This window comes from Burkholderia sp. 28_3, from assembly GCF_003253915.1.
GTDB classification, from domain to species: Bacteria; Pseudomonadota; Gammaproteobacteria; order Burkholderiales; family Burkholderiaceae; genus Burkholderia; species Burkholderia cenocepacia.
Genome location: NZ_QKZF01000007.1, coordinates 326,174 through 348,767 on the forward strand (window position 1 = coordinate 326,174; position 22,594 = coordinate 348,767).

A 22,594-nucleotide genomic window follows, 5' to 3' on the forward strand; every position below is an offset into this window, starting at 1 on the left:
GGCTTATGCGGCGACCGACGACAGGTATTCGGCCGGTTGCGCGTGCCAGCCTGCCCAACGCTTCTCCCAATACAGGTTGTGAATCTTCTCGGAGATCGGGCCGGGGCCGTTGCGATTGCCGAGCGGCTGGTCGTCGACCGCGCTGACGGGCATGATCCCGCCCGCGGACGACGACGTGAACGCCTCGTCGGCTTCGCGCAACTGGGTCGCGGTGTATGTGCCGATGTTCACCTTCAGGCCGAGTTCGGCGGCGATGTCGAACACGCTCTGGCGCGTGATGCCCAGCAGGCAGCCTTCGGCGGGCGTATGGAGCTCTCCGTTCTTGACGAAGAAGATGTTCGCGCCGGCCGCTTCGGTAAGGTTGTCGTGTTCGTCGACGAGTACGGCCCAGTCCTTTTCCTGCGTCATCGCTTCGAACAGCGCGAGCTTCATGTCCATCCAGTGGAAGTTCTTGGCCGTCGGGTCGACCGCTTTCGCGGAGATGCGGTTGTACCGCTTGCTGACGAGCAGGTTCGAGCCGCGCGTGCGGACCTCGTCGTCCGCCTGGAAGAAGAACGGCACCGCGAACGCAAACATCGCGTTCTTCATCGCGCTGCGATCGCGGCGATCGACGCTCAGCGGACCGCGGGTGACGCACCACCACACGTACGCGTCCTTCAGGCCGGCGTTGCGTACGAGGTTGTGCAGGATTTCACGGACCTGGTCGCGATTGAACGGGTTTTCGAGGAAAAACTTCGCGGCCGACTCTTCCATGCGGGTGAGGTGATCGTCGAGCCGGAAGAAGTTGCCGCGCGACACGGTGACGACGTCGTACGCGGCGTCCGCATGCAGGAAGCCGGCGTCCACGAGCGGAACCGTCGCTTCGGTGATGGGGACATAGTTGCCGTCGCAGAAGGCGCTGCCGTCCGCGTAGCGGGGTTCATGCGGGGCGCGAGCATGCAACGGGTGCTCACGCATGATCTGCTGGACCTGGATGATTGCCATGGTATTTACCTTTCGCTCCCGGGGGAGGGTTGCCGTTCGGCGTTGATGTCAGAAAGCGACCGGATCGCGGTGCGCTACGTTGCGGATGGCTTGCTGCCTGGCTATCCGGCTGAAAGTCTGCCACATGACTTGATCAAATGACCGTGTACTAGAAAAGTATTGCTCGAAAAATACGTTGTCGATGAAGGTTAACCCTCTGTGATGGGCGACCGACGCGCGAGCGGCGGGCAGGCTTGAACGCGCCGTTCGTCAAACGTGCAACGAGCGTCTTACTCAACATCGCTTTTGGCAATGCTGATTATTACGTAGTCGAGTGACTTGGCCAAATGATCAAAAAAAGCGCTAGTATTGGTCGTCCCGGGCGATTCCGAAGACTGACGACGTGCCCCGAGACCAACTGACATGGAGCGAGCTGATGGCGATTTTTGAAGCAGATCATCTCCGCCGGGCGTTCATCGGCGGGCGATGGGTGGAGCCGGTGAACGGGGGGGGCGAACAGGAAATCATCGATCCGGCGACGGGGGAAGTCTCGGGCGCCTTGCTGTTCTCCGACGAAGCGGACGTGGACCGGGCGGCGAAGGCCGCGAGCGATGCGTTCGCCACGTTCTCGAACACGCCGCTGGTCGAGCGGCTCGGGATGCTCGAGGCCGTGATCGGTGTTTACACCGAGCGGATGCAGGACATGGCGGACGCAATCACGCTCGAGATGGGCGCGCCGATGGATGCGATTTCCCGTCCGCTTCAGGCGGCGCTGGGGCTCTGGCATCTTCATACGACGCTGGAAGTCGCGAGGCAATATCCGTTCGATCGAGTCCAGCACACATCGCGGATCGTGAAGGAGCCGGTAGGGGTGTGCGGGCTGATCACGCCGTGGAACTGGCCGATGAACCAGGTCATGTGCAAGGTCGCGCCGGCGCTGGTGGCGGGTTGCACGATCGTGTTGAAGCCGAGCCAGAATGCACCGTATTCGGCCATCGTGCTCGCCGAGATCCTCGAGCAGGCAGGGGTGCCGCCCGGCGTCTTCAATCTCGTGCAGGGCTCGGGGCAGCGTCTGGGCCGGGCCATCGCTTCGAGTCCGCTCTTTGACATGGTGTCGCTGACGGGCTCGACGAGCGCGGGCGTGGAGGTCGCCCAGGCCGCGGCGACGACGATCAAGCGGGTGACGCTGGAGCTCGGCGGAAAATCGGCGAACATCATTCTGGACAGCGCAAACTTCGAGCAAGGCGTCACGCATGGCGTGCTGCAGATGATGGCCAACTCCGGCCAGACCTGTACCGCGCCGTCGCGCATGCTGGTGCCGGCGCATCGCGTCGACGAGGCGGAAAGGATCGCGGCCGCTGCGTGTGCGCAGGTCGTGGTCGGCGATCCGCGCGATCCGCGTACGACGATGGGCCCCGTGGCGAACCGGCGCCAGCATCGCAAGGTGCAGGAGATGATTCAGACGGGTATCGACGAGGGCGCGCTGCTTCTGTCGGGCGGGCTCGGCAGCCCTGCCGGGCTCGAAAAAGGCTACTACGTGAAGCCGACGATCTTCAGCCGCGTGAACAATCGCATGCGGATTGCGACGGAGGAGATCTTCGGTCCCGTCCTCGTGATCATTCCGTATCGGGACGAAGCGGACGCCGTTTCCATCGCCAACGATTCGCCGTACGGATTGTCCGGCTACGTCTACGGTGATTCGATCGAGCAGGCGGAGCGAGTCGCCAGGCAATTGCGGACCGGGATGGTGCATTTGAACGGCGCGGCCGTCGACATCGCGGCGCCGTTCGGCGGCTACAAGCAGTCCGGCAACGGGCGCGAATGGGGCTACGCCGGCATCGAAGAGTTTCTCGAGACGAAATCGATTTTCGGCGCGGTGCCAGAGGCGGTCAACTGACGGGAATCGAAGACGGGCGCCCATGACGGTGGGCGCCTCTCGTCAAACGGTCGTTCATTCACGAAGCCGTGACGACATCGCTGGCGGTTGCGCGGGCGGGTATCGCAGCGGCCCTTCCACGGTGTCGCTTTCGGTGCAACGACGCACCGCGCCGATTGTCACGCGCGTGTCGTCGAGTTCGAGAGGGCGGCGGCCAGCGCCTCCAGGGCCGAACTTGCGCTATCCACGTTTGCCCGCAGCCTGCCGATATTCGGTTCGGCCTGCCAGCTATTCAGCAATCCGTCGACCAGGATGATGCTCATTCGCGCAATAGGTTCGATCACGTCAGGGCTGACGTGCGGGGCTTGCTTGCCGATATAGGCGACCATGCGTTCGACGGCCTGCATATAGGTCTTCAACGCGAAATCCGGACGATGACGTTCTGCCCACTGGATCAGTTCGGACTGCGCTCGCGCGTACGACGGATGCTGAACGAGCCACTCGACCGTCTTGCGAAACTGCCATCCGGCGAGTTCGCTGAACGACTGAAATTCACCGTGAGCGGGGGTGTGCGTCGCGAGAAGATCGAACAGCGATTCGTAGACCGCGCTGAACAGATCGTCCTTGGTATGAAAGACGTAATGGAGGGATGCGAGCGGGCAGCCTGCGGCTTGCGCAATGCGCCGCGTGGTGGCTCCAGCGACGCCGTGCGCGGCGATGACCTCTACAGCAGCGCCAACAAAATCTTGTCGCCGCAACGCAGCGCGAATTCTTGCCATTGGTAAGCTCCGGTACCCGAAAATCCTCGTCAGTGACGTCTTTGTGGGCGTGTCGCGCTCATTCGTGTATGTGGTCAAGTGACCATGACGCGGGTGAATTATGTCGGCTTCTTGAAAGTTTGTCCATGGGGCGACGAGCTTCCGGTCTTCGTTCCGCGAATATCCTGCTCGTATTGAATGGCGAACGAGAAGCGTATTTCATTGACTTGGTCGTTTGACCAATAAAACGTTACGCAGGCGGCCATGTACTGTCGATGGAGGTAAACCCGTGCGCGAGGCGCGACGCTGCGCCGGTCATGTCACGTTTCCATGAGGATCGACGCGAGAAGGGGGGCGGTTGGTCCGGAATGCGTGCGGTGCCGATAATGCGCGTCGCGCTCACCACGCCGGCTGCGCGAGCGATGGTTCCTGGCGGCACCTTGAGCAGGGGTTGCGTGCAGGTTCAGCGACGCATCGGATGAAACGGCCGGCATCATGCGGCGCGCGCAGCGCGGAGGTGCCGAACAGATGAAGCAAACCTCGCGGCAGCGAGGTCGTCGGGAAGCGAATGCGGTGGCGGGGCGGCTCGAGCTTACTGCTTGCGCGCGGTCTTGCGTGCGGCTTTCGCGGCGGGGCGAGCATCCGAAAGGGTTGCCGCATAGGCGGCCAACATCTTGCTCGCGTGGTCGACGTCAGTTGCCAGGCGTTTCGGGTCTTCCTGGGCAAACCAGGAAAAAAGCAGTCCGTCGGCCAGGGCAATGGTCAGTCGCGCGACGGCATCCAGCGCCTTGGCATCGGGGCGCGGCTCGGCGGAAGAAAGGAAGGCGCGCGCGCCTTCCAGCGAGATGCGCAGGGCGCCGACGGCCACGTCGGGCTGATGCCGCAGCGCCCAGGTATACAGTTCAGACTGGGTCTTCGCATACGCCGGGTTGGCTTCGAACCAGGCCATCACCGAGCGCAGATTGAATTCCGCAAGCTCGGCCAGGCTGCCATGCTCGGGCGCGTCCGGGCTATCGGAGCGGATCAGATCGATCAGGGATTCGTAGACGGCCAGTAGCAGCTCGTCCTTCGAGTGGAACACGTAGTGCAACGAAGCAAGCGGGCATCCCGCCGCTTCGGCGATGCGACGGGTCGTGGCGCCCTTCACACCGTGCTCTGCAATCACCGCGACAGTCGCCGCCACGAGGTCCTGACGGCGGACTTCAGCCCGTACTCGCTGCATAGGCCAGCGCTCCGTTGTATGTCTTCGTTCAAGGATGCTACCCGCGCCGGGTAGTCGAATCGCCCGATATTAGCATGACGATGGGCGGGCTTTGGAAAGCCACGCAACGCATCGTCCAGCACCGATGTTGCATCGGATGCGGCGTGGAAAATGCGGTGCGCCGGTTCGTGACGGGCATGACCGATACGCGCCGCCCAGGCAAGCAGCGCACGGCGTGACGATGCTGGCGCGGCCGTACGCCGCGCCGCTGCGCTGGCCCGTTCGACGCGTTCATCGGGCGGCTAATGGAAACCCCGTATTCCCAACGTCATTTCGAAGCATAAGACTCGTACTTGCTGATTTGGTCATTTGATCAAGTCCAATGACCTTGTGATCCGGGCGGCGTGATGGCTGCCTCCCGGCAACGTGATAAACGACATCGAAAAGGTATGCGAATGAGCAATTTGATTGCTGTCCTCGGCCTCGGCGCGATGGGATCCGCGATCGCCGTCTCGCTGATTGGACAGGGCGAGGACGTGGTCGTCTGGAACAGGCATTCCGGAAAGGCTCGACGCATGGCCGAGCTGGGTGCACGCGTGGCCGACAGTGCGACGGCGGCCTGTGCGCAGGCGGACGTGATCGTCATCGTGACCGCGACGCCGGTCGATCTCGCCGTGGACTTCGAGGAACTCGGTGAGCGCCTGCACGGGAAAACGATCGTCAATCTGGCAACGGGGCGTCCGGCGGAAGTCCTGGCGCTGGGGCGAATCGCGAGCCGCGCCGGCGCGAAATTCATCAGCGGAACCATCCAGTGCTTCCCGCCCGATATCGGCGGCGAGCGTGCGTCGATCCTCCTGGGGGGTGACGAGGCGGTCTGGAACGAAGTCGAGCCCGTCGTTCGAAAGATCGCGCCGCTATCCGTCTACGTCGGCGCACGCCCCGATGTCCCGAACGTGCTCGATGCCGGGCTGACGGGCACGTTCGTGTTCGGCGCCGGCGCAGCCTTCCTGGAAGGCCTCCGGTTCGTCGTGGATTCAGGCATGTCGATCGACGAGATTCGTAACCTGATTCCGATCTACATCGCCGGTCAGGCCCACTTCATCGAAGGCCTGTTCGAAGCCGTGGCGGCTTCCGACTACCAGCCAAGGGGCGCGAACCTCGACGTCTACGCGCGAGCGGTCGACCTGTTCCGGCAGGCACAGGAAGATGCAGGGTCGTCGCCACGCATCCTGGAAGCATTACGCGAGCGCATCCGGTCATCCATCGCGCAAGGCGATGGCGACCGCGGATACGCGGCACTTTTCAATCATTGATATTTGTTGGAGGAAACCATCATGTCGTTGCAACGCCTTTCGAGCGATAGTACTCCTGATGATCTAGCGAATGCGGTGCGTCAGGACGGCGGCGCGATCGTCAAGAATTTCATCGGTTCCGATTTGCTCGCGCGCATCCAGCGTACGCTCTTCGATACGCTGGAGTCGGCGCCGAACGGCGTAGACGATTACTTTGCCGGTACGCAGACGCGGCGCGTGTCGCGTCTGTTCGCACGTACCGACTGGATGGCCGAGGTCGCGTTGCATCCGCTCTATCTGGGCGCCGCGCGCAATATTCTGCAGACGCCGATCAAGATCTGGAGCGGCGAAAACCAGGTGGATGTCGCACCCGACATCCAGGTGGGCGTCACGCAAGCCATTCAGATCTTGCCGGGCCAGGGCCTGCAGCCGTTGCACCGGGACGATTCCGTCTGGCTGTGGCGGCACCCGAACTACGGGCGGGAAGCACGCTTCCAGGTGATGGTCGCGGTATCCGACTTCACCGAGGAAAACGGCGCGACCCTGGTCATTCCGGGCAGCCACAAGTGGGACGACGAGCGCATGCCGAGGCAGGAGGAAGCGATTTCCGCGGTGATGTCCGCGGGCGACGCGCTCTTCTTCATCGGCTCGACTTATCACGGCGGCGGGAAGAACACCAGCAATGCGCCGAGAACCGGCCTGACGATGTCGTATGACCTGGCGATCCTCCGGCAGGAGGAAAACCAGTATCTCACGCTGCCGATCGAACGCGTGAAGCGTTATCCGGAGGAACTGCAGCGATTGCTGGGCTGGACGTACGGCACCACGTTTGCGGGCTTCGTCGAGCGTAACGGGCAGATGTCGGACCCCAATGACCTGTTGAAAATGAAGGATTTCCTCGAGGTCGGGCATTTCGACTGACGGACGGCGCGGGTGATGGGGTTCGGGCCCGGTACCCGGACGGTAACGGGCGATCCGTCACGTGCGCGGCATGCGGTCGTTCGGAGGCGCGAAGTCGTCCTCCGAACGGTGCATTCATGGATGCGAGCTAGAGAGCGACTCGACGCGACGACGCGATTCCGCACTCGTGCAAACGACAAGGAGTAGATCGTGACTGACGAAATCAACGGAATCCGGAAAATCGCGCTGCTCTATACCGGCGCCGTGGTCTGGACGCCCACCTACCTGCTTCCGTTCAACATCGAAGAGTCGATGGCCCGGTTCGGGCTGTCCGAGAGCAGCGCCGGTTGGCTCGCGTCCGCGGTGTTGCTCTGCCTTTCGCTGTCGATCGTGATCTTCGGACGACGGATGGCGACGCTGAACAAGCGAACCGGCGCGCTGGTGGCGGCGGCGCTCGCCGTGCTGTCGACCGGCGCGATGTTTTCACACGATTTCCATATATTCGTGGCCGCGAAAATGGTTCTCGGTGTCGCGTTGGGCGTCAGTTGCGTGTGCGCGTACGGTGTCATCGCGCACGTCAGGCATCCGGAGAAGGTGGCCGCGCAAGTGGCAGTGGCGATGGCGATCATATTTTCCGCGGCGATGTACGTCGTCCCGATCGTGAATGCGAAGATCGGCGCTATCGGCGTCGATGCGGTCCAGTTCGTCATTGTCGTCGCGGCGCTGTTCCTGGGCGTGTTCATGCATCCTGCGGTGAACGCCGCAGAGGAAAACGTCGCGAAGGATGCGATCAAATCCAGCGACGTCCGCGCGATGCTGGTCAGCGCGTTCTTCATTTACGTGTCGCAGACGGCGCTGATGGGATTCGCCACGGAAGTCGCCGCCACTCGCGGCGTCGCAGCCGAGCAACTCGGCATCCTGTTCATGATCAATGCCGCCGCGCAATTGCCGGCGGGGATCGCGGTCACGTGGCTCGGCGATCGCCTGGGACTGTTCAAGCCGATCGCCTTCGGACTCGCGCTGTTGATCGCATGCAGCGTGGGCATGTATTGCGTGGGCGGCCGATGGGCGTTTCTCGTGTCGACAGCGCTCATCAGCGCCGGTGCGACGCTGGTCGCCCCTTATATGGTGGCTGCGCTGTCGAAAATGGATACCAGCGGCAGAAGCACCGCGACCTGCGCGTCGGCAATCAATCTCGGGCTGGCGGTCGGCCCCGCGATTGCCGGCACGGTGTTCGGCGTGGCCGGCTTGCGCGCGGTCGGCTGGCTTTCCGTCGGATTGCTGGTCGTGCCGATTTTCCTGACCAGTGTCGCGATCCGGCAGCTCAAGTCGCGACATGCGCGGCCGGCGATCGCCTGACGCGAGCGCCCGGGCCATCGCGTTGCCGGCCGAGCGCGCGCCGGCTCCTGCGCGTGTTGTCGTGGTATCGGCCGCCCGGCGTGGTCGGGCAGAAACCAACGGATCGCTGTCGCGCGATGTCGCATCGGCAGGCGATGTATCGGCTCGTAGGGATGCGGGCAAGCGCAATCGAGATCCAGGCCTTGACGATCGTTGGAATAACTCATGGAACCCAAATTTCTTCTTTATTGTCTGGCCGACCTCGCGTTGATCACGACGTCGCTCGTTTATGGCGTGAAACTGCTCAGGAAACGCAACGCGCTCCTCGGATTCGAGTGGCTGATCACGACGTTCTCGGCAACGAACCTGATGATCAATGCGCTGACCGGCGAACCCGCATTCTTCAGTGTTTCGCTTTTCTGCGACGCGTTTTCCAGAGGGTTCGGCATACCGATCATCACCATCGTTGGCATGATGGCGGTGACGCATCGATACAAGCCGTCGATCTTCATCGATGTCGCTTACGTGGTGGGTGCGCTGGGGGCAACCGTTGTCCTATGGACAGCGGATTTCATGGTTCAACCCAAGCCGTATTTCTATCTGGTGATGTGGTCGTTGTTCTCCGTGTACCTCGTATACGTCGTCAAGAGGTTGCTGGTCGCGGGGGAGAAACGCACCGCCGTGAGCGTGATCGTCGCGCTGGTCTCCACGCAGATCACCGCGAGCATCTACGATTTCTACCGCATACCAGGCGACAGCGATCACATGATTTTCTACATCTTCGCGCTGCTCTCCTGGTCTTATCTGTCTGTCGCGCTGTATTACGCGTATGGTGCTCTGGAGCGCGTGCAGGAAGAGCAAATGGACCTCGGCCGACGCCATTCCCTTGGCAGCCTGCGACGCAACCCGCAGTAATGGTGGCAATCCGCCGACGTGCCTGTCGCCCTGCGTAACGGGCGGCGAGATGGCTATCCCCGGCAGAGGTGGAATTCCGCCGAAAGACGTACTGGGTGCCGGGGCGAACCCGCCCGGCAATGCGGCCTTCCACCGCGAGGTCGAAGGCCGCGAAATATCAGCGATCAACGCTGCACGGTATCCAGGATATCCAGACGGTTCAATGCGACCGACTTCTGCTTGAGCGCGCCGAATGCCGCTTCGGTCGCCTCCAGCGTGCGCGCGATGTCTTCGTCGGTGTGGCTCGCGGTGAAGAACATGTTGTGCCACGGATGAAGATAGGCGCCGTTTTTGACGACTTCCGAAGCCCATGCCCGGCCCCGGGACACGAGCTCGTCGTCACCTGCGAAGAGCATCTGCGGCATCACGCTCGGGCCGGTCTGCTTGAGTTCGAAGCCATGCCGTTCCGCTTGTTCGGCGATGCCGGCGCGCAACGTGTCCGCCAGGCGCTTCGTGTGTTCGAGGTAGTCCGTCTCTCTGACCAGGCGCAGCGTTTCGATGGCGGCGGCCATCGGGACGGCGGACAGCCAGTAGGAGCCCGTGACGAAAATGTTCGTCGCGGCCTCTCGTGCCTTGTCGGAACCCAGCACCGCGGCGATCGCGTAGCCGCCGCCCAGGGCCTTGCCCCAGCAGCTGAGGTCCGGGTGCACGCCCCAGTCCGACCATGAACAATCGCGCGAGAGACGCAGCCCTGTGCGGACCTCGTCCACGACCAGCAGCGCTTCCTGTTCCTCCACGAGGCGGCGGCATGCCCGGGCGTACTCGATCGACGGAAAGAACTGGTCGAAAAGCACTTCGTGACGGAACGGCGTTGCGTAGATGGCCGCCACGTCACCGTCGACGCTCTTGACGGCGGCGTCGAGACTCTCGATATCGTTGTACTCGAAGTAGACGACGTGAGCGCGATCTTCCTTGGTAATGCCCGTCGTATAGGGCACGTTCCACGGAGACGCGCCATGGTACGTGCCGCGCGCAACGAGAATCTTCCGTTTGCCGCGATAGGCCCGCGAGATCACCATGGCCATCGAAGTGGCATCCGAGCCGTTCTTGCAGAACATCGCCCAATCGGCGTGGCTGATCTGTCGAGTCAGTGCCTCCGCAAGTTCGACCATCACCGCACTCGGGCCCGTGGCCGTGTCGATGTTCTGCAACTGAAGCGCCGCCGCGCGCTCGATCTGCTCGTTGCCGTAGCCGAACAGATTCGTGCCGTAACCGCACACGTAGTCGATGTACTTGTTGCCGTCGACGTCCCAGAGATAGGTTCCCTTCGCCTTTGAAAAGTACAGCGGGAAGTCTTCCGTCAAATACTTGACGCTCTGGTGACCATACATCCCGCCAGGGATGACCTTTTCGGCTCTTGCGAACCACTCGTCCTTCTTCGCCAGCTTTTCCATGCTCGACTCCTTGTGAAAGATTCGTTTCAGGCAATGCCGGATTGGTAAATGATCAATTGAATTGGTCAATTGACTTTCAAAAAATGCGAACTACCGGGTCGAGTCGTAATGCTCGATATGGTAGAGAACCATGAGTCCCGGGCTGAATATGAACAGTATCCCGGCGACAAGCGAGAGCAGGATGAGTAAGCGCTTCGCCATGATCGGCCTCCGCGGTTGATGAACTGAGTGAAAAAATCGAGTGTTCGCGAACATGCCGGGAACGCGGCGAGATGCCCGGATTCCCGGCAAACGCGTATTGCGTCAGACCACTTCGAACAGGCCGGCGGCGCCCATTCCGCCTCCTACGCACATCGACACGACGACGTAGCGTGCGCCGCGCCGTTTGCCTTCGATCAGGGCATGACCGACCATGCGCGCGCCGGTCATCCCGTACGGATGGCCGATGGAAATGCTGCCGCCGTTGACGTTGTATCGGTCGGGATCGATGCCGAGCGTGTCGCGGCAGTACAGCGCCTGGCATGCGAACGCCTCGTTGAGCTCCCACAAGCCGATGTCGTCGGTCTTCAGGCCATGAAGCTTCAGCAGCTTGGGGATCGCGTAGATCGGGCCGATGCCCATCTCTTCCGGCGCGTTGCCGACGACGGTCATCCCGCGATAGATGCCGAGCGGCGTCGCGCCGATCTGCTGGGCGGTTTTTCCGTTCATCAGGACGCACGCGCTTGCTCCGTCCGAAAGCTGGCTCGCGTTGCCTGCCGTCACGACGCCGCCGTCGACCACCGGTGCGAGCGACGCAAGCGATTCGAGCGTCGTGCCGGGCCGATTGCCTTCGTCCTGCGTGAGCGTGACCTCGTGTTGCGACGTCTTGCCGGTCGCTTTGTCGACGACGAGCTTGTGTGTCGTGATCGGGACGATTTCGCTCGAGAAGCGGCCCGCGGCTTGCGCGGCGGCCGTGCGCAACTGGGAGTCGAGCGCGTACTGATCCTGGACGTCCCGGGAGATCCCGTACTTGCGGGAAACGAACTCGGCGGTCTCGAGCATCGGCATGTAGGCCGCCGGCTGCACGGCCAGCACGTTGGGATCCTGGTCGGCGCGCGTCCACTCGAAGTAGCGCGTCTGGACGGCCGAGATATTCTCCTGGCCGCCCGCGACGACGACCTCCATCCCGTCGCACATGATCTGCTTGGCGGCCGTCGCGATCGCCATCAGGCCCGACGCGCATTGCCGGTCCAGCGTTTGCGCGGCGACGCTGGCAGGCAAGCCGGCAGCCAGCACGCCATGTCGGGCGACGTTGCCGCCGGCGGTCCCGGCGTTGAGTACCGAACCGATCACGGCGTCCTCGATGCGATCGGGCTCGATGCCGGCACGCAGGACCGCATGCCTGATCGCGTGCCCGAGCAGCGTGGGCGAGTGCGTGAGGTTGAACGCACCGCGGTATGCCTTGCCGATCGGCGTGCGTGCGGTGGAGACGATGACTGCATCAATCATGGGGGGATCCTTATCAAACAGACGAAGAAATGAAGTGGAGACGATGCGTGCGGGTCAGAACCAATGCTCGGGCATGGTGAGCGGAGTCGTCTCGACCGGATCGAGTACGGCGAGCCACGCAGCGACCTTGGGCATTTCCCATCCGTAGAAGTAGTCGCACGCGGCGCGTTTGCCGCGGTGGAAGTCGGTTCCCGTCGGGCCGCTTTCGAGCGCGCCGGCCACGATTGCCTGATCGAGCCAGAGCCAGCCGACCACGACGTGCCCGAACGCTTCCAGATAGGCCGCGGCGTTCGCCAGCTGGACATCGGGATCGTCGAGCCGGTGCAACGCATCGGTGACGGTCCGGATACGCTCCCACGCGCTTTCGAGCGTATCGGCGTGGCGCCGGAACGAGCGGGTCGATCGTGCGGCCGATACGGTCGCGGCGATCTTCCGGTCGAGCGCCGCCATGGCGACGCCGCCATTTGCGCGTGTTTTTCGGCCCAGCAGGTCGAGTGCCTGAATGCCGAACGTGCCTTCGTGGATCGGATTGAGGCGGTTGTCGCGATAGAACTGCTCGACGTTGTACTCGCGCGTGTATCCATACCCGCCGTGAACCTGAATCGCGAGATCGTTGGCGACGAGGCCCCATTGCGATGGCCAGCTCTTGACGACGGGGGTGAGCAGGTTGAGCAGGGCATGCGCTTCTTCGCCTCCGTCGGCGTCTTCCAGCGACTGGATATCGTCGCTCAGGCGCGCCGCGTAAAGACACAACGCGAGCGCGCCCGACACGTACGCTTTCTGTGCGAGCAGCATGCGCCGGACGTCGGCATGACGGATGATCGGGATCTGTGCGGATGCGGGCGACCGCTCGCCCCGTGGCCGCCCCTGCACGCGCGTCTGCGCATAATCGAGCGCGTGCAGGTAGCCCGTGTAACCGATCGCGGCGGCGCCGAGGCCGACCGAGATGCGCGCCTCATTCATCATGTGGAACATGTACGCCAGCCCCTTGCCGGGCTCGCCGACGATCTCGCCGATCGCGCCGGCCTCGCCTTCCGGGAGGTAGCGACCCTCGCCGAAATTGAGCAGGCAGTTCACGGTGCCGCGATATCCCATCTTGTGATTGATGCCGGCCAGCACGACATCGTTTCGCGGGCCGGGCTGGCCGTCGACGCCGATCAACTTGCGCGGAACCGTGAAGAGCGAGATGCCCTGGATGCCCGGCGGAAGCTGGCCGTTTTCGTCGGGAATTTTCGCCAGCACCAGGTGGACGATATTCTCGGCAATATCGTGATCGCCGCCGGAAATCCACATCTTGTTGCCGAACAGGCGGTAGCGGCCGTCCTTGCCCGGAACCGCGCGCGTGCGGATGTCGGCAAGGCTCGACCCGGCTTGCGGTTCCGACAGGCACATCGTGCCGAAGCACCGGCCTTCCGACATGGCCTTCACATAGTGCGCCACCCGCTCCCGTTCGCCGTGGGCCATGAGCAGATTCGCATTGGCGATCGTGAGAAACGCGTAGCCCGCGGTGCCTGGATTGGCTGCAAGCAGATAGGCCATGCCGGCCCGCTCCACGGTGCTCGGCAGACTCATGCCGTTCCACTCGGCGGGGAACGACGCACTGATCAGGCCGGCGTCCGCGAATGCACGCAACGCGATGCCGACCTCCGGATTGATGGTGACGCGCTCCCCGTCGAATGCGGGTTCGTTGCTGTCGTTCTTCTTGTTGTGGGGCTTGAAGAGATCCGTGGCGAGGGATTCATAGACATCGAGCACGGATGTGTAATCGAAGCGGTCTTGCCCGGCATAGCGTGGCCTGCCGGCAAGAGACTCGACCTGCAGCCAGTCGAAGAGAATGAACTCCACGTCGCGACGGGAAAGGGTGAGTTCGCTGGTCATGGAATGGAGCGGGTTGGCTTCGTAATCTTCGATGAAAAAGAAGAGGAATACGAATGAACGTGACGGGAAATCGGTCCCGGGAAATGGCCGCGCGTGAGGGTATTCACTGCCACGATCGCGCTGCCGGACGGTACTGCATGTTCAGGTTTGCGCCGTGCTGTCCGCGGGTTGTCGCGCACCGGGCCGCGCCTGCGCATTCGCGGCCGCGATGCCGGCCTTCCTGAGCTCGAGATCGCCCTGGGCTACACCGGACGCAGGAACGGTCTCGCCGTTCCGGTTCGTGACCTCGTCGAGGCGCTGCGCGAACTGGTGCACGACGTGGTCGCCCGCGCCGAGGTGGATGCCGGGCGTCAGCGTGATATGCGCGCTCTCGAAGCTGCCCGCGCCTGCGCACAGGATCGTCCGGTTGGGCGCGTCTTCGCCGGCAAGCACGGCTACCGCGGGGCTGACCGACGCAGGCGACAGCGTGTCGAGCGTGTCCGCCGACATCAGGCCTTCGAGCATGCGCGTGCCGGCCGTCGGAGCCAGGCAGTTCACGCGAATGTCGTAGCGCTCGCCTTCGATGGCCAGCGTCTGCATCAACCCCACCAGCGCCATCTTCGCGGCGCCGTAGTTCGATTGCCCGAAATTGCCGTACAAACCCGAAGACGACGTCGTCATCACGATGCGCCCGTACCGTTGCGCCCGCATGGTTTCCCACACGGCCTTCGCGCAATGCACCGCGCCCATCAGGTGCACGTCGATCACCGCGCGAAAGTCGTCGAGCGTCATCTTGCTGAAGCTCTTGTCGCGCAGGATGCCGGCATTGTTCACCAGGATGTCGACACGGCCCCACTGCGAAAGCGCCTGATCGACCATGCACCGGACCTGTTCGAAATCGGTCACCGACGCGCTGTTGGCGACCGCTTCGCCGCCGGCCGCGACGATTTCGTCGACCACCCGCTGGGCGACCGTCGCGGAGCCGCCGTTACCGTTCACGTCGCTGCCCAGGTCGTTGACCACGACCTTTGCACCCAACCGGGCAAGCAGCAGCGCATGCTCGCGCCCGAGGCCGGCGCCGGCGCCGGTCACGATCGCAACGCGATGGGTCAGGTCGATGGTCATGGGGTTGTCTCGTCGATGGTGATGGTGCGGTGGTGCGTGCATCCGCGTGAAGGAATCCGGAGCAACATGGTCCGAACCCGTCCGCATGCACGCTCGTGTGCGCGGCTCAAAGGCCGAGGTGCGTTGCAATGTCGTCGTAATCGACTTGCCACAGGCCCGGCGTGCCGGCCGGATATTGCGAGCGGAAGCCGATGATTCGCTGCACGCGTTTGGACAGGCCTCTCACGATGTCCATGTCGACGATGAACGGATATGCTTCCTCCGGCGTCAGGTACGACGGCTGCATCGGCAGCGTGAGCCCGCGCCGGCGCTCGCTCTTCGTCACGTTCGCGCCGCCGCCGTGGATCACTTTTCCGCTGAACAGCAACGCGTCGCCGGCATCCATCTCGGCGGCGATGGTCATGTCGGGCGTGCCCTTGCTGTCGAAGTAGTCTTCGTCCCAGCTCTGGCTGCCGGGAATGATCCGGGTGGCGCCGTTTTCCTCGGTGAAGCGCGTGAGGGCGATCATCAGGTTCGTAAACACGGTCGGCCCGTTGACGCCGAGCGCGCACAGCGGCGGGAAGTTGCCGACATCGCGATGCAACATCTGCGCGGTGTTGCCCGGGCCGATGTCGATCACCTGTGCGGTCGACAGCCACCAGTCGCCCGATTCCTCACGGTAGAGCACCTCGCCGAGTTCATGAAAGAGGTCGTCGTCGAGCACGCTGCCGAAGGTCTTGCTGTGCGTGATCATGTTCGTCAGGCGCTTCGTATGCGCGCCGTGGAATTCCTTGATCAATTCGTTGTCGTGCGACGACCCTTCGCGAAGCCTGTCGAGCGGACCGTCGACTTCGCGATTGATGTTCGCGACTTGTTGTTCCGACAGGTAACCCTTGATTCGGACGCCGCCGTACTGATTCATCAGCGACACGATTTCTTGCGCACTGGTCGTCTTGGGGACGATGGGGAGAGTGCCAAGAGTGTTCCGGCTATTTGCGCTCATTGTTTCCTCGACGTGGTGGGGATGGGTCGATCAAAGCAGCTTCGCTTTCCGAACCCGGCATTCGGGACTAAAGTTGAGTTTTTGACTTGATCATTTGACCGTGTATGTCCCTGCTTGGTGCGACCGATTCCGCTCCTGATGGGCAACGCAGCGCGTGCACGCCACACCCGTCTCGACAGCCTGATGGCCCGGCGCTCGGTGCACGATGCCGGATACGACAGGGCCGGCGGGTGATCCGACACGCCGGGGGGTTTCGCATCAAATATGGTCGTATGACCAAGTCATGTGACGATGAAAAATTATCACCATGTTTCGCCAGGGTCGATCATGGTTAACCCCTTCGCTTTCCGAATGATTTGGCCTGTGCGCAATACGAGACGGTGGCGGCATCGGAAAGAGGGACAAGGCCATTCGTTGAATGCGGTTCGAAGGGCCGGCCGCGGTGGCCGGCGTGCACGCGTGATGGCGGCGCTGCATTGAATGGAAAGGGAAGACTGCTCAGCCGGTTCGGTCGATGATCGACCGGAGCCGGATGAGGGGAGGGAAGGCTAGGGATACCAGCCGAAAGGGGGATTCGGAGGCTAGTCGAGAGAACGCGGGGAAACCGGGGCAGAGCCGTTCAGATGCGCGTCGGCTTCCGCCAGCCAACCGCCGTCCGCAGCGCCGTCGTGCCCATCATGCGAACACATCGGCAACATACCGGCCATGCTCGCGCTCCATCGTGTCGACCCATGCACGCGCGTTCTCGTCGTTCTCGCCGGTTGCTTCCTGGTATATCCGACCCAGCGTGGCTCGTACGGCCGGAGCCATGTTCTTGCCGTCCCCGCACACATAGACGGTCGCGCCTTGTGCAAACAGCGCGGCGACTTTCTCGCGCTCGAGCCATACCTTGTCTTGAACGAAGCGGGTGCCTTGTTCCGGACGGTTCGAATAGGCGGGCATCACGTCGACCACGCCGCGGTTCGCCCACCCGTCGAGCTCATCGCGATAGAGAAAGTCGACGTCGGGGTCGTCGATCCCGAAGAACAGCAACGACGGGCCCACGTTCTCGCCTCGCTCCTTCTGTAGCGCACGCTCCTGCAGAAAGCCGCGGAACGGCGCGATACCGGAGCCCGCGCAGATCATGATCATCGGAAGACCCGGTTCGGCCGGCGGCCGAAAGCGGGCATTCGACGGCCTGACCGCCACGGACACGCCGTCACCTGCGTCGAGACGCGCGAGATACGACGACGCGACGCCCTCGTGACGGCCGTTCCCCGAGAGCGCCGGCGCATCGACCACGGCGACCGTCAGTGTCACGTGATCCGCTTTCCAGAGCGGCGACGACGAGATCGAATACTGGCGCGCTTTCAGCGCGGGCAGCATGTCGAGGAACCTGTCGAACGGCAAGTCGACGGACTCGAAGCGTTCGAGCAGATCGATGACGGTGGTGCGTTTTTCCAGAATCTCGCCTTCGAACGAGCCGATGCTCAGGCGTTCGAGCTCGATCTTCTCGGGCGGGCAGCGCGTGGCGGCGGCCAGCGTCGAGACTTGGGACCGCGTGGCCGGCACGGCAAGTTCGACGTAGCTCGACAACAGCTCGCCGCAACCGATGGCCTGGCCGAGCGGCAGGCGGGGATTGCTCGATGCCCCTTCGACGATCACCTGCGTGTCCCAGCTCAGCCGGAACCGACGCAACACCCGATCGACGTTGCGTTTCGCGTTGCGCGGCAGCACCGCCAGGTAATCGCCGGCGCGATAGGTCATCGTTTCCGGCAGCTTCAGTTCAATGTGCTTCTTCGAGCGGCTTCCCGGCGCGCCGATATCGACCAGCTCCCGATTGTCGGTCACGATTGCGAGCGTCATGTCGTCCACGCTGAGCAATTTCTCGCGAACGTTGCCGAGGATGCTGACGCTGAGTGCGGGATGGTCATTTTGCGCAACCGCCGCTTCCTTGCCGAAGCTGGTCGCCAGGCGGTTCCAGAGCCCGGCATACCATCGATCGAACTCGCCGAAGAAGTCGCCGCCGGAATCGAGCTCGCCCCGCGCGTGAACGCGCGTGGCGCCCGCTTTCTCGAACGCTTCGTCGACGCGCTTCGGGATCGCCTGATACGTTCTGGCCCACTGCTTGTTGCCGCAGCCGAGCACGGCGAACTGGACGCCGTCCAGCGCGCCTGCGCTCATCGCCTCGATATACGGCAGAAACGCTCTCGCGTTGTCCGGCGGCTGGCCTTCGTACGAAGCCGTGACGACCACGATTGCGGGGAATCCGTCGAGTTTCCCGGCGAACGCATCGAGCGGCGCGCACGTCGCGTGAAAGCCGTGGCGGCCTGCATCGCCCGCGATGCGGCGCGCAAACGACTCGGACGAGCCGGTGTTCCCGCCAAAGAGGACGAGCATCTTCGACACGTCCTTGTCGGCGACCGACGGAGCGTGCTCGACGCTCGGGCTCGGGGTGCTCGCGTGGACGCGAAGCGTGTCGTTCGACACCTTGCGTGCACTTCGCGCCCGCGGCCGCACGTTGATACGCAGGCCGGTGGGCTTGAGCGTGAGGGTTTCGGCGACTTTCAGCTCGTAGTCCGGATCGGCGAGGGAGAAGTCGAATCGCTGAAGCAGCATGATCAGCACGAGGTGGGCTTCCTGCATCGCGAACGGCCGGCCGATGCAGGCGCGCGCGCCATTGCCGAACGGTTTCCACGCGTTCGGCGGCAGCTTTTCCGCATTCTCTGGCGCAAATCGCTCAGGACGGAACGCCTCGACGTCGTCGCCCCACACGCTGGTATCGCGATGCAGCATCGGCGTCAGGATCATGATGATGTCGTCCGGAGAAACGGCGTATTTCCCGCCGAACGTGGTGTCGGCGAGCGGCGTGACGGCGAAGGCCGGCGCCGTGGGCCAGATCCGCAACGTTTCCATCAGGATCTGCTCGACGTAACGCAGGCGTGCCAGATGCTCGATTCGCGGCGTGTCGTTGCCGACGACCTCGTCGACCATGTCCCGCGCTCGCTGCAGCACGTCCGGGTTCTTGAGGAGGAAATAGGTGGCAAACGACAGGAGCCCGCTCGTCGTCTCGTGCCCGGCGATCAGGAACGTGATCATCTGGTAGACGATATTCTCGTCGTCGAGCTTTTCTCCCGTCACAGGATCGACGCCGTTCAGCATCCGGTCCAGCAGGTCCATCGCTTCTTCGCTGTCGTGCGGATGCTTGCGTCTGTCCTCGATCATCTTGGTCGCGAGCGATCGCATGACCTCGATATCCGCGTCGAACTTCCGGCTCCGGGCGAGCATCAGCTTCGACACCAGTTTCGGCCGCAATTCGCGCTTGCCGGCCTCGCTGAGGGTGTCGACCATCGCGTCCACGAACGGATGCTGGTCTTCGCGGTAGAAGCTGTTGAAACGGCAGTCGAACGCACACAGCGCGATCGTGTCGAGCGTCAGGCGCGTCATGTGATCGGACACGTCGACAGGCGTCTCGGGGCCGAAACGTTCCCAGTAGAGGAACATCTGATCGGCGATGTCAACCATCTTGTCGAACATCGACCAGATGCTCAGCGGTCCGAACGACTGCATCAGCACCCGATGCGCCTTTGCCCAGTTCGGTTCATCGCTGAATGCCGTGAACAGCCCGTCGCCGATTGCCGGTCGCAGTTCGAGCAGCGACTGGTGCACGGATTTCTGAAACCGGCTTTCGTCGCACACCTCGTCGACGAGTGCCTGCCCGCTGACGACGTAGTAACCTTGTCCGAACACCTCGAACCAGTAAACCGGCCCGTACGTTCGCGCGAGATCCATCATCTTGGCGAGCGGCGAGGGGCCGAGGACTTCCATCAGGTGACCGATGATGGGCTTCAGCGGCGGTTGCGGGACGAGGGCGGAAGATTTCATTTCAATCACCTTTCACAAGGACATGTCGAGCGTCGTAGCTCAATCTATTGAACGAATGTAAAATAGACAAAAAGACGTGTCCAGAGCTTTTTATGCCACCTGATGTAAGCCCTAATCCCGCCGATCCCCGCTTTCAACGCAGTTACGATTCGCTCGTTCGGGCCGTGACGGAACTGCTCGACGAAGCGCCGCTGAGCATGCTCAGCATTGCCCAACTGGTGCAGCGTGCAGGTGTCGCACGCCCCACCTTCTATCAGCACTTCCCGGACCTTCAGGTCGCCGCTCAGCGCGCGGCACTGGTGAGGCTCGAGAACGCATTCACGTTCGTCGAGGAGCAGGGCAAGCTGCTGAATCCGTCGAACGGCGCGTTCATCCAGTCGATGGAAGTGGAAACGGCGCTGGTCCTTCAGCATCTGCAGGCCCATCAGTCCTTCTATCTGACCGTATTCAACGACGCGGCGACATCGGCTTTCTTCGATGATCTCGTGACGTTCGTCTCGGGCCGTATCCTGCCGCCCTATGAAGGGAGCCGAACGGAAGCGGAAGGGGATTGCCTGACCGTGCTGGGTGGCGGCCTGGTGTGGACGGCGGTGCACTGGCTTCGGCAAGGCCCGACGCGCGAGCATCCCGACGCGATGGCCGCGCGCATGGCCCGTACGTCGGCGACGATCCTCGACGCATTCGACCTGACGCGCGGGTTCGCGCAGGCCGGTTCCAAATAGTCGAGCAGCGGTGGCTCGTGTATTGCTTCAGGTGTCTCGTGCTCAACGTAGTCGACGTTTCTGCTGGAGCAGCCCCCTGAAACGCCGGACACAGTCACCCACTTACAATAACGGGTAGGCATAAGACTGTGTTTTTGACTAACACCAGGCAAGAAGTGATGGAAGTGTTGACGGGCCCGGAGCGCCGGCGGCGCTGGACGGCGGAGCAGAAGCTGGCGATGGTTCGCGAGAGTTTCGAACCAGGGAAGTCGGTGTCGATGGTCGCGAGGCAGCACGGCGTGAACCCGAACCAGCTGTTCCACTGGCGCAAGCTGTACCAGGATGGGAGCCTGTCAGCGGTCAAGGCTGGCGAGGAAGTGGTTCCGGCCTCAGAGCTGGCCGACGCGCTCAAGCAGATTCGTGAGCTGCAACGGATGCTCGGCAAAAATGGTATGGACGCCTCCTCATCGCATAATGAGGCGTCGTTCAACCAGGAGAACGCAAATGGAACCGACAGTCGTAGGCGTAGACATCGCCAAGCGGGTCTTCCAACTGCACTGGATCGCTGCGGACACCGGCGAGGTGTTCGACAGGCAGCTCCACCGCAGCGATTTTCTCGAGCACTTCGCCAATCGTGAGCCCTGTCTCATCGGCATGGAGGCATGCGGAGGCTCACAGCACTGGGCACGCCGTCTCACCGAGCTCGGCCATCAGGTCAAATTGATGCCAGGCAAACTGGTCAAAGCGTTCGTGACAGGAAACAAGAACGATGTCGCCGATGCGCGCGCAATCTGGGCGGCTGCACGACACCCGGGCGTGAAAGCCGTCCCTGTGAAGACCGAGGCCCAGCAAGCGGTTCTGGCACTGCATCGTATTCGACAGCAGTTGGTTATATTTCGGCGATCTCAATCTAACTGCCTGAGAGGCTTGCTCGGCGAGTACGGAGAGGTCATGGGCGTGGGACGCGCAGCAATGAATCGCGCCATGCCTGACCTGCTGTTACGCCTCGAATTGCGCCTGCCGCAGGTCTTGATCGATTCCCTGCGAGAACAGTGGCAACGCCTTGTCGACATCGACAAGCAGATTACCCTCATCGAGCAGCGACTCCGCGCGTGGCTGCATGAAAACCCGGCCTGCAGAACGATTGCCGAAATCCCCGGCGTTGGGTTCCTGACCGCCACTGCTGCCGTAGCAGCTATGGGCGACCCCAAAGCGTTTCGGTCCGGCCGCGAATTTGCAGCATGGCTGGGTCTCGTCCCTGCGCAGTTTGGAACTGGTGGCAAGGTCCGGCTGCTCGGCATCAGCAAGAGAGGCGATCGATACCTGCGCACGCTGATGATTCATGGCGCACGGTCCGTCATGAAGCACGCGAAAGACCCGGGTTCCTGGGCAGTGCAGTTGAGCATGCGGCGTCCGCTCAATGTCGTGGTCGTTGCACTGGCCAACAAGATCGCGCGGACGATCTGGGCTCTGCTAGGGAAACGCTGATCAATGGACCAACTTCCGAAGTTGCAGGCGAGATGGCTTCAAATTTTCTGGATGACGAAGCGAATCGGCGCTCAATTCAGTGAATTTGGCGCGTAAGCGAGCCTCCCCTGCTCGCATTTTTCATACGCATGACGGACTGCTCCCATGGACCGATCGCAACAGATTTCGCGCAATCACCAGATTCGCCAGAGCGAACAGGCTGAACAGTTGCGCGGTGTTCTTGGCCAAGCCCTTGTATCGGGTCTTGCGATGCTGAAACAGATTCTTGACGATATGAAACGGATGCTCAACCCGCGAACGGATCTGCGCCTTGGTTCGCTCGAGCGCGATCACCAGGTCCTTCAGCGCTCCTTCTTGCATCGCCTTGATCTTTCCCCGCCTGGCAGCGACGTGCCACTTCACGGCCTTGCCCG

18 protein-coding genes and 1 pseudogene are annotated in these 22,594 nt (G+C 62.6%); 9 read left to right on the forward strand and 10 right to left on the reverse strand.

From position 1 onward, the window contains the following. Positions 1-3 precede the first annotated feature (3 nt). Positions 4-984: an aminotransferase class IV gene (locus DFS13_RS18300; RefSeq protein ID WP_060212038.1), complete on the reverse strand. Its 981-nt coding sequence runs from the start codon at positions 982-984 to the stop codon at positions 4-6. 415 nt (positions 985-1,399) lie between these two features. Between DFS13_RS18300 and DFS13_RS18305 the strand changes: the two genes are divergently transcribed. Then, positions 1,400-2,860 (forward strand): aldehyde dehydrogenase family protein, encoded by a 1,461-nt coding sequence (locus DFS13_RS18305; RefSeq protein ID WP_060212036.1) that lies wholly within the window; start codon positions 1,400-1,402, stop codon positions 2,858-2,860. A 158-nt stretch (positions 2,861-3,018) separates the two neighbouring features. Here the strand turns inward: DFS13_RS18305 and DFS13_RS18310 are convergent, their stop codons facing one another. Further along, positions 3,019-3,618 carry a TetR/AcrR family transcriptional regulator gene (locus DFS13_RS18310; RefSeq protein ID WP_060212034.1) on the reverse strand — a complete coding sequence of 200 codons (600 nt, stop codon included), beginning with the start codon at positions 3,616-3,618 and terminating at the stop codon, positions 3,019-3,021. Between the two features lie 571 nt (positions 3,619-4,189). Continuing rightward, positions 4,190-4,819 (reverse strand): TetR/AcrR family transcriptional regulator, encoded by a 630-nt coding sequence (locus DFS13_RS18315; RefSeq protein WP_060212032.1) that lies wholly within the window; start codon positions 4,817-4,819, stop codon positions 4,190-4,192. Between the two features lie 74 nt (positions 4,820-4,893). Between DFS13_RS18315 and DFS13_RS40340 the strand changes: the two genes are divergently transcribed. From DFS13_RS40340 to DFS13_RS18335, 5 genes are all read left to right on the forward strand, one after another. After that, positions 4,894-5,037, forward strand: a complete 144-nt coding sequence (locus tag DFS13_RS40340; protein ID WP_154641579.1) for a hypothetical protein — start codon at positions 4,894-4,896, stop codon at positions 5,035-5,037. A gap of 216 nt (positions 5,038-5,253) precedes the next feature. Next, a complete protein-coding gene (locus tag DFS13_RS18320) occupies positions 5,254-6,111 on the forward strand; it encodes an NAD(P)-dependent oxidoreductase (protein ID WP_230205455.1) in 858 nt (285 codons plus the stop codon). Between the two features lie 6 nt (positions 6,112-6,117). Continuing rightward, entirely contained in the window at positions 6,118-7,011 is an 894-nt protein-coding gene (locus tag DFS13_RS18325) for a phytanoyl-CoA dioxygenase family protein (RefSeq protein WP_249188915.1), read from the forward strand. Positions 7,012-7,200: 189 nt separating this feature from the next. Then, a complete protein-coding gene (locus DFS13_RS18330) occupies positions 7,201-8,349 on the forward strand; it encodes an MFS transporter (RefSeq protein ID WP_060212026.1) in 1,149 nt (382 codons plus the stop codon). A 204-nt stretch (positions 8,350-8,553) separates the two neighbouring features. Beyond that, on the forward strand, positions 8,554-9,243 hold the full coding sequence (locus tag DFS13_RS18335) for a hypothetical protein (protein WP_060212023.1): 690 nt from the start codon (positions 8,554-8,556) through the stop codon (positions 9,241-9,243). A 164-nt stretch (positions 9,244-9,407) separates the two neighbouring features. Here the strand turns inward: DFS13_RS18335 and DFS13_RS18340 are convergent, their stop codons facing one another. The 6 genes from DFS13_RS18340 to DFS13_RS18365 all read right to left on the reverse strand — a co-directional run bounded on the left by DFS13_RS18340 (position 9,408) and on the right by DFS13_RS18365 (position 19,992). Then, positions 9,408-10,676, reverse strand: a complete 1,269-nt coding sequence (locus tag DFS13_RS18340) for an aminotransferase class III-fold pyridoxal phosphate-dependent enzyme (protein WP_105866170.1) — start codon at positions 10,674-10,676, stop codon at positions 9,408-9,410. A 303-nt stretch (positions 10,677-10,979) separates the two neighbouring features. Then, positions 10,980-12,164, reverse strand: coding sequence for an acetyl-CoA C-acyltransferase (locus DFS13_RS18345; protein WP_060212019.1), 1,185 nt, complete (start codon positions 12,162-12,164; stop codon positions 10,980-10,982). A 54-nt stretch (positions 12,165-12,218) separates the two neighbouring features. Continuing rightward, positions 12,219-14,042, reverse strand: coding sequence for an acyl-CoA dehydrogenase (locus tag DFS13_RS18350; RefSeq protein WP_060212017.1), 1,824 nt, complete (start codon positions 14,040-14,042; stop codon positions 12,219-12,221). Between the two features lie 141 nt (positions 14,043-14,183). Beyond that, positions 14,184-15,146 carry an SDR family NAD(P)-dependent oxidoreductase gene (locus DFS13_RS18355; protein ID WP_111441954.1) on the reverse strand — a complete coding sequence of 321 codons (963 nt, stop codon included), beginning with the start codon at positions 15,144-15,146 and terminating at the stop codon, positions 14,184-14,186. Positions 15,147-15,252: 106 nt separating this feature from the next. After that, on the reverse strand, positions 15,253-16,047 hold the full coding sequence (locus DFS13_RS18360; protein ID WP_230205466.1) for a phytanoyl-CoA dioxygenase family protein: 795 nt from the start codon (positions 16,045-16,047) through the stop codon (positions 15,253-15,255). A 756-nt stretch (positions 16,048-16,803) separates the two neighbouring features. Beyond that, positions 16,804-19,992, reverse strand: coding sequence for a cytochrome P450 (locus DFS13_RS18365; RefSeq protein ID WP_111441955.1), 3,189 nt, complete (start codon positions 19,990-19,992; stop codon positions 16,804-16,806). A 164-nt stretch (positions 19,993-20,156) separates the two neighbouring features. Here DFS13_RS18365 and DFS13_RS18370 point away from each other — a divergent pair, with 164 nt between their 5' ends. From DFS13_RS18370 to DFS13_RS18380, 3 genes and pseudogenes are all read left to right on the forward strand, one after another. Further along, on the forward strand, positions 20,157-20,714 hold the full coding sequence (locus tag DFS13_RS18370) for a TetR family transcriptional regulator (RefSeq protein WP_060212010.1): 558 nt from the start codon (positions 20,157-20,159) through the stop codon (positions 20,712-20,714). A 158-nt stretch (positions 20,715-20,872) separates the two neighbouring features. Beyond that, positions 20,873-21,151: pseudogene (locus DFS13_RS18375) on the forward strand (transposase); the annotation flags it as partial. Positions 21,152-21,197: 46 nt separating this feature from the next. Continuing rightward, a complete protein-coding gene (locus DFS13_RS18380) occupies positions 21,198-22,181 on the forward strand; it encodes an IS110-like element ISBcen4 family transposase (RefSeq protein ID WP_111441956.1) in 984 nt (327 codons plus the stop codon). 120 nt (positions 22,182-22,301) lie between these two features. Here the strand turns inward: DFS13_RS18380 and DFS13_RS18385 are convergent. Further along, a partial coding sequence (locus DFS13_RS18385) for a transposase (RefSeq protein WP_146610025.1) occupies positions 22,302-22,594 on the reverse strand: 293 nt, incomplete at its 5' end.

What these genes read in the sequence shown, in the direction of transcription:
- DFS13_RS18300 (WP_060212038.1), bottom strand. Translation starts at nt 984, where the DNA reads ATGGCAATCATCCAGGTCCAGCAGATCATGCGTGAGCACCCGTTGCAT.
- DFS13_RS18305 (WP_060212036.1), top strand. Translation starts at nt 1,400, where the DNA reads ATGGCGATTTTTGAAGCAGATCATCTCCGCCGGGCGTTCATCGGCGGG.
- DFS13_RS18310 (WP_060212034.1), bottom strand. Translation starts at nt 3,618, where the DNA reads ATGGCAAGAATTCGCGCTGCGTTGCGGCGACAAGATTTTGTTGGCGCT.
- DFS13_RS18315 (WP_060212032.1), bottom strand. Translation starts at nt 4,819, where the DNA reads ATGCAGCGAGTACGGGCTGAAGTCCGCCGTCAGGACCTCGTGGCGGCG.
- DFS13_RS40340 (WP_154641579.1), top strand. Translation starts at nt 4,894, where the DNA reads ATGACGATGGGCGGGCTTTGGAAAGCCACGCAACGCATCGTCCAGCAC.
- DFS13_RS18320 (WP_230205455.1), top strand. Translation starts at nt 5,254, where the DNA reads ATGAGCAATTTGATTGCTGTCCTCGGCCTCGGCGCGATGGGATCCGCG.
- DFS13_RS18335 (WP_060212023.1), top strand. Translation starts at nt 8,554, where the DNA reads ATGGAACCCAAATTTCTTCTTTATTGTCTGGCCGACCTCGCGTTGATC.
- DFS13_RS18340 (WP_105866170.1), bottom strand. Translation starts at nt 10,676, where the DNA reads ATGGAAAAGCTGGCGAAGAAGGACGAGTGGTTCGCAAGAGCCGAAAAG.
- DFS13_RS18345 (WP_060212019.1), bottom strand. Translation starts at nt 12,164, where the DNA reads ATGATTGATGCAGTCATCGTCTCCACCGCACGCACGCCGATCGGCAAG.
- DFS13_RS18350 (WP_060212017.1), bottom strand. Translation starts at nt 14,042, where the DNA reads ATGACCAGCGAACTCACCCTTTCCCGTCGCGACGTGGAGTTCATTCTC.
- DFS13_RS18355 (WP_111441954.1), bottom strand. Translation starts at nt 15,146, where the DNA reads ATGACCATCGACCTGACCCATCGCGTTGCGATCGTGACCGGCGCCGGC.
- DFS13_RS18360 (WP_230205466.1), bottom strand. Translation starts at nt 16,047, where the DNA reads ATGAATCAGTACGGCGGCGTCCGAATCAAGGGTTACCTGTCGGAACAA.
- DFS13_RS18365 (WP_111441955.1), bottom strand. Translation starts at nt 19,992, where the DNA reads ATGAAATCTTCCGCCCTCGTCCCGCAACCGCCGCTGAAGCCCATCATC.
- DFS13_RS18380 (WP_111441956.1), top strand. Translation starts at nt 21,198, where the DNA reads ATGGAACCGACAGTCGTAGGCGTAGACATCGCCAAGCGGGTCTTCCAA.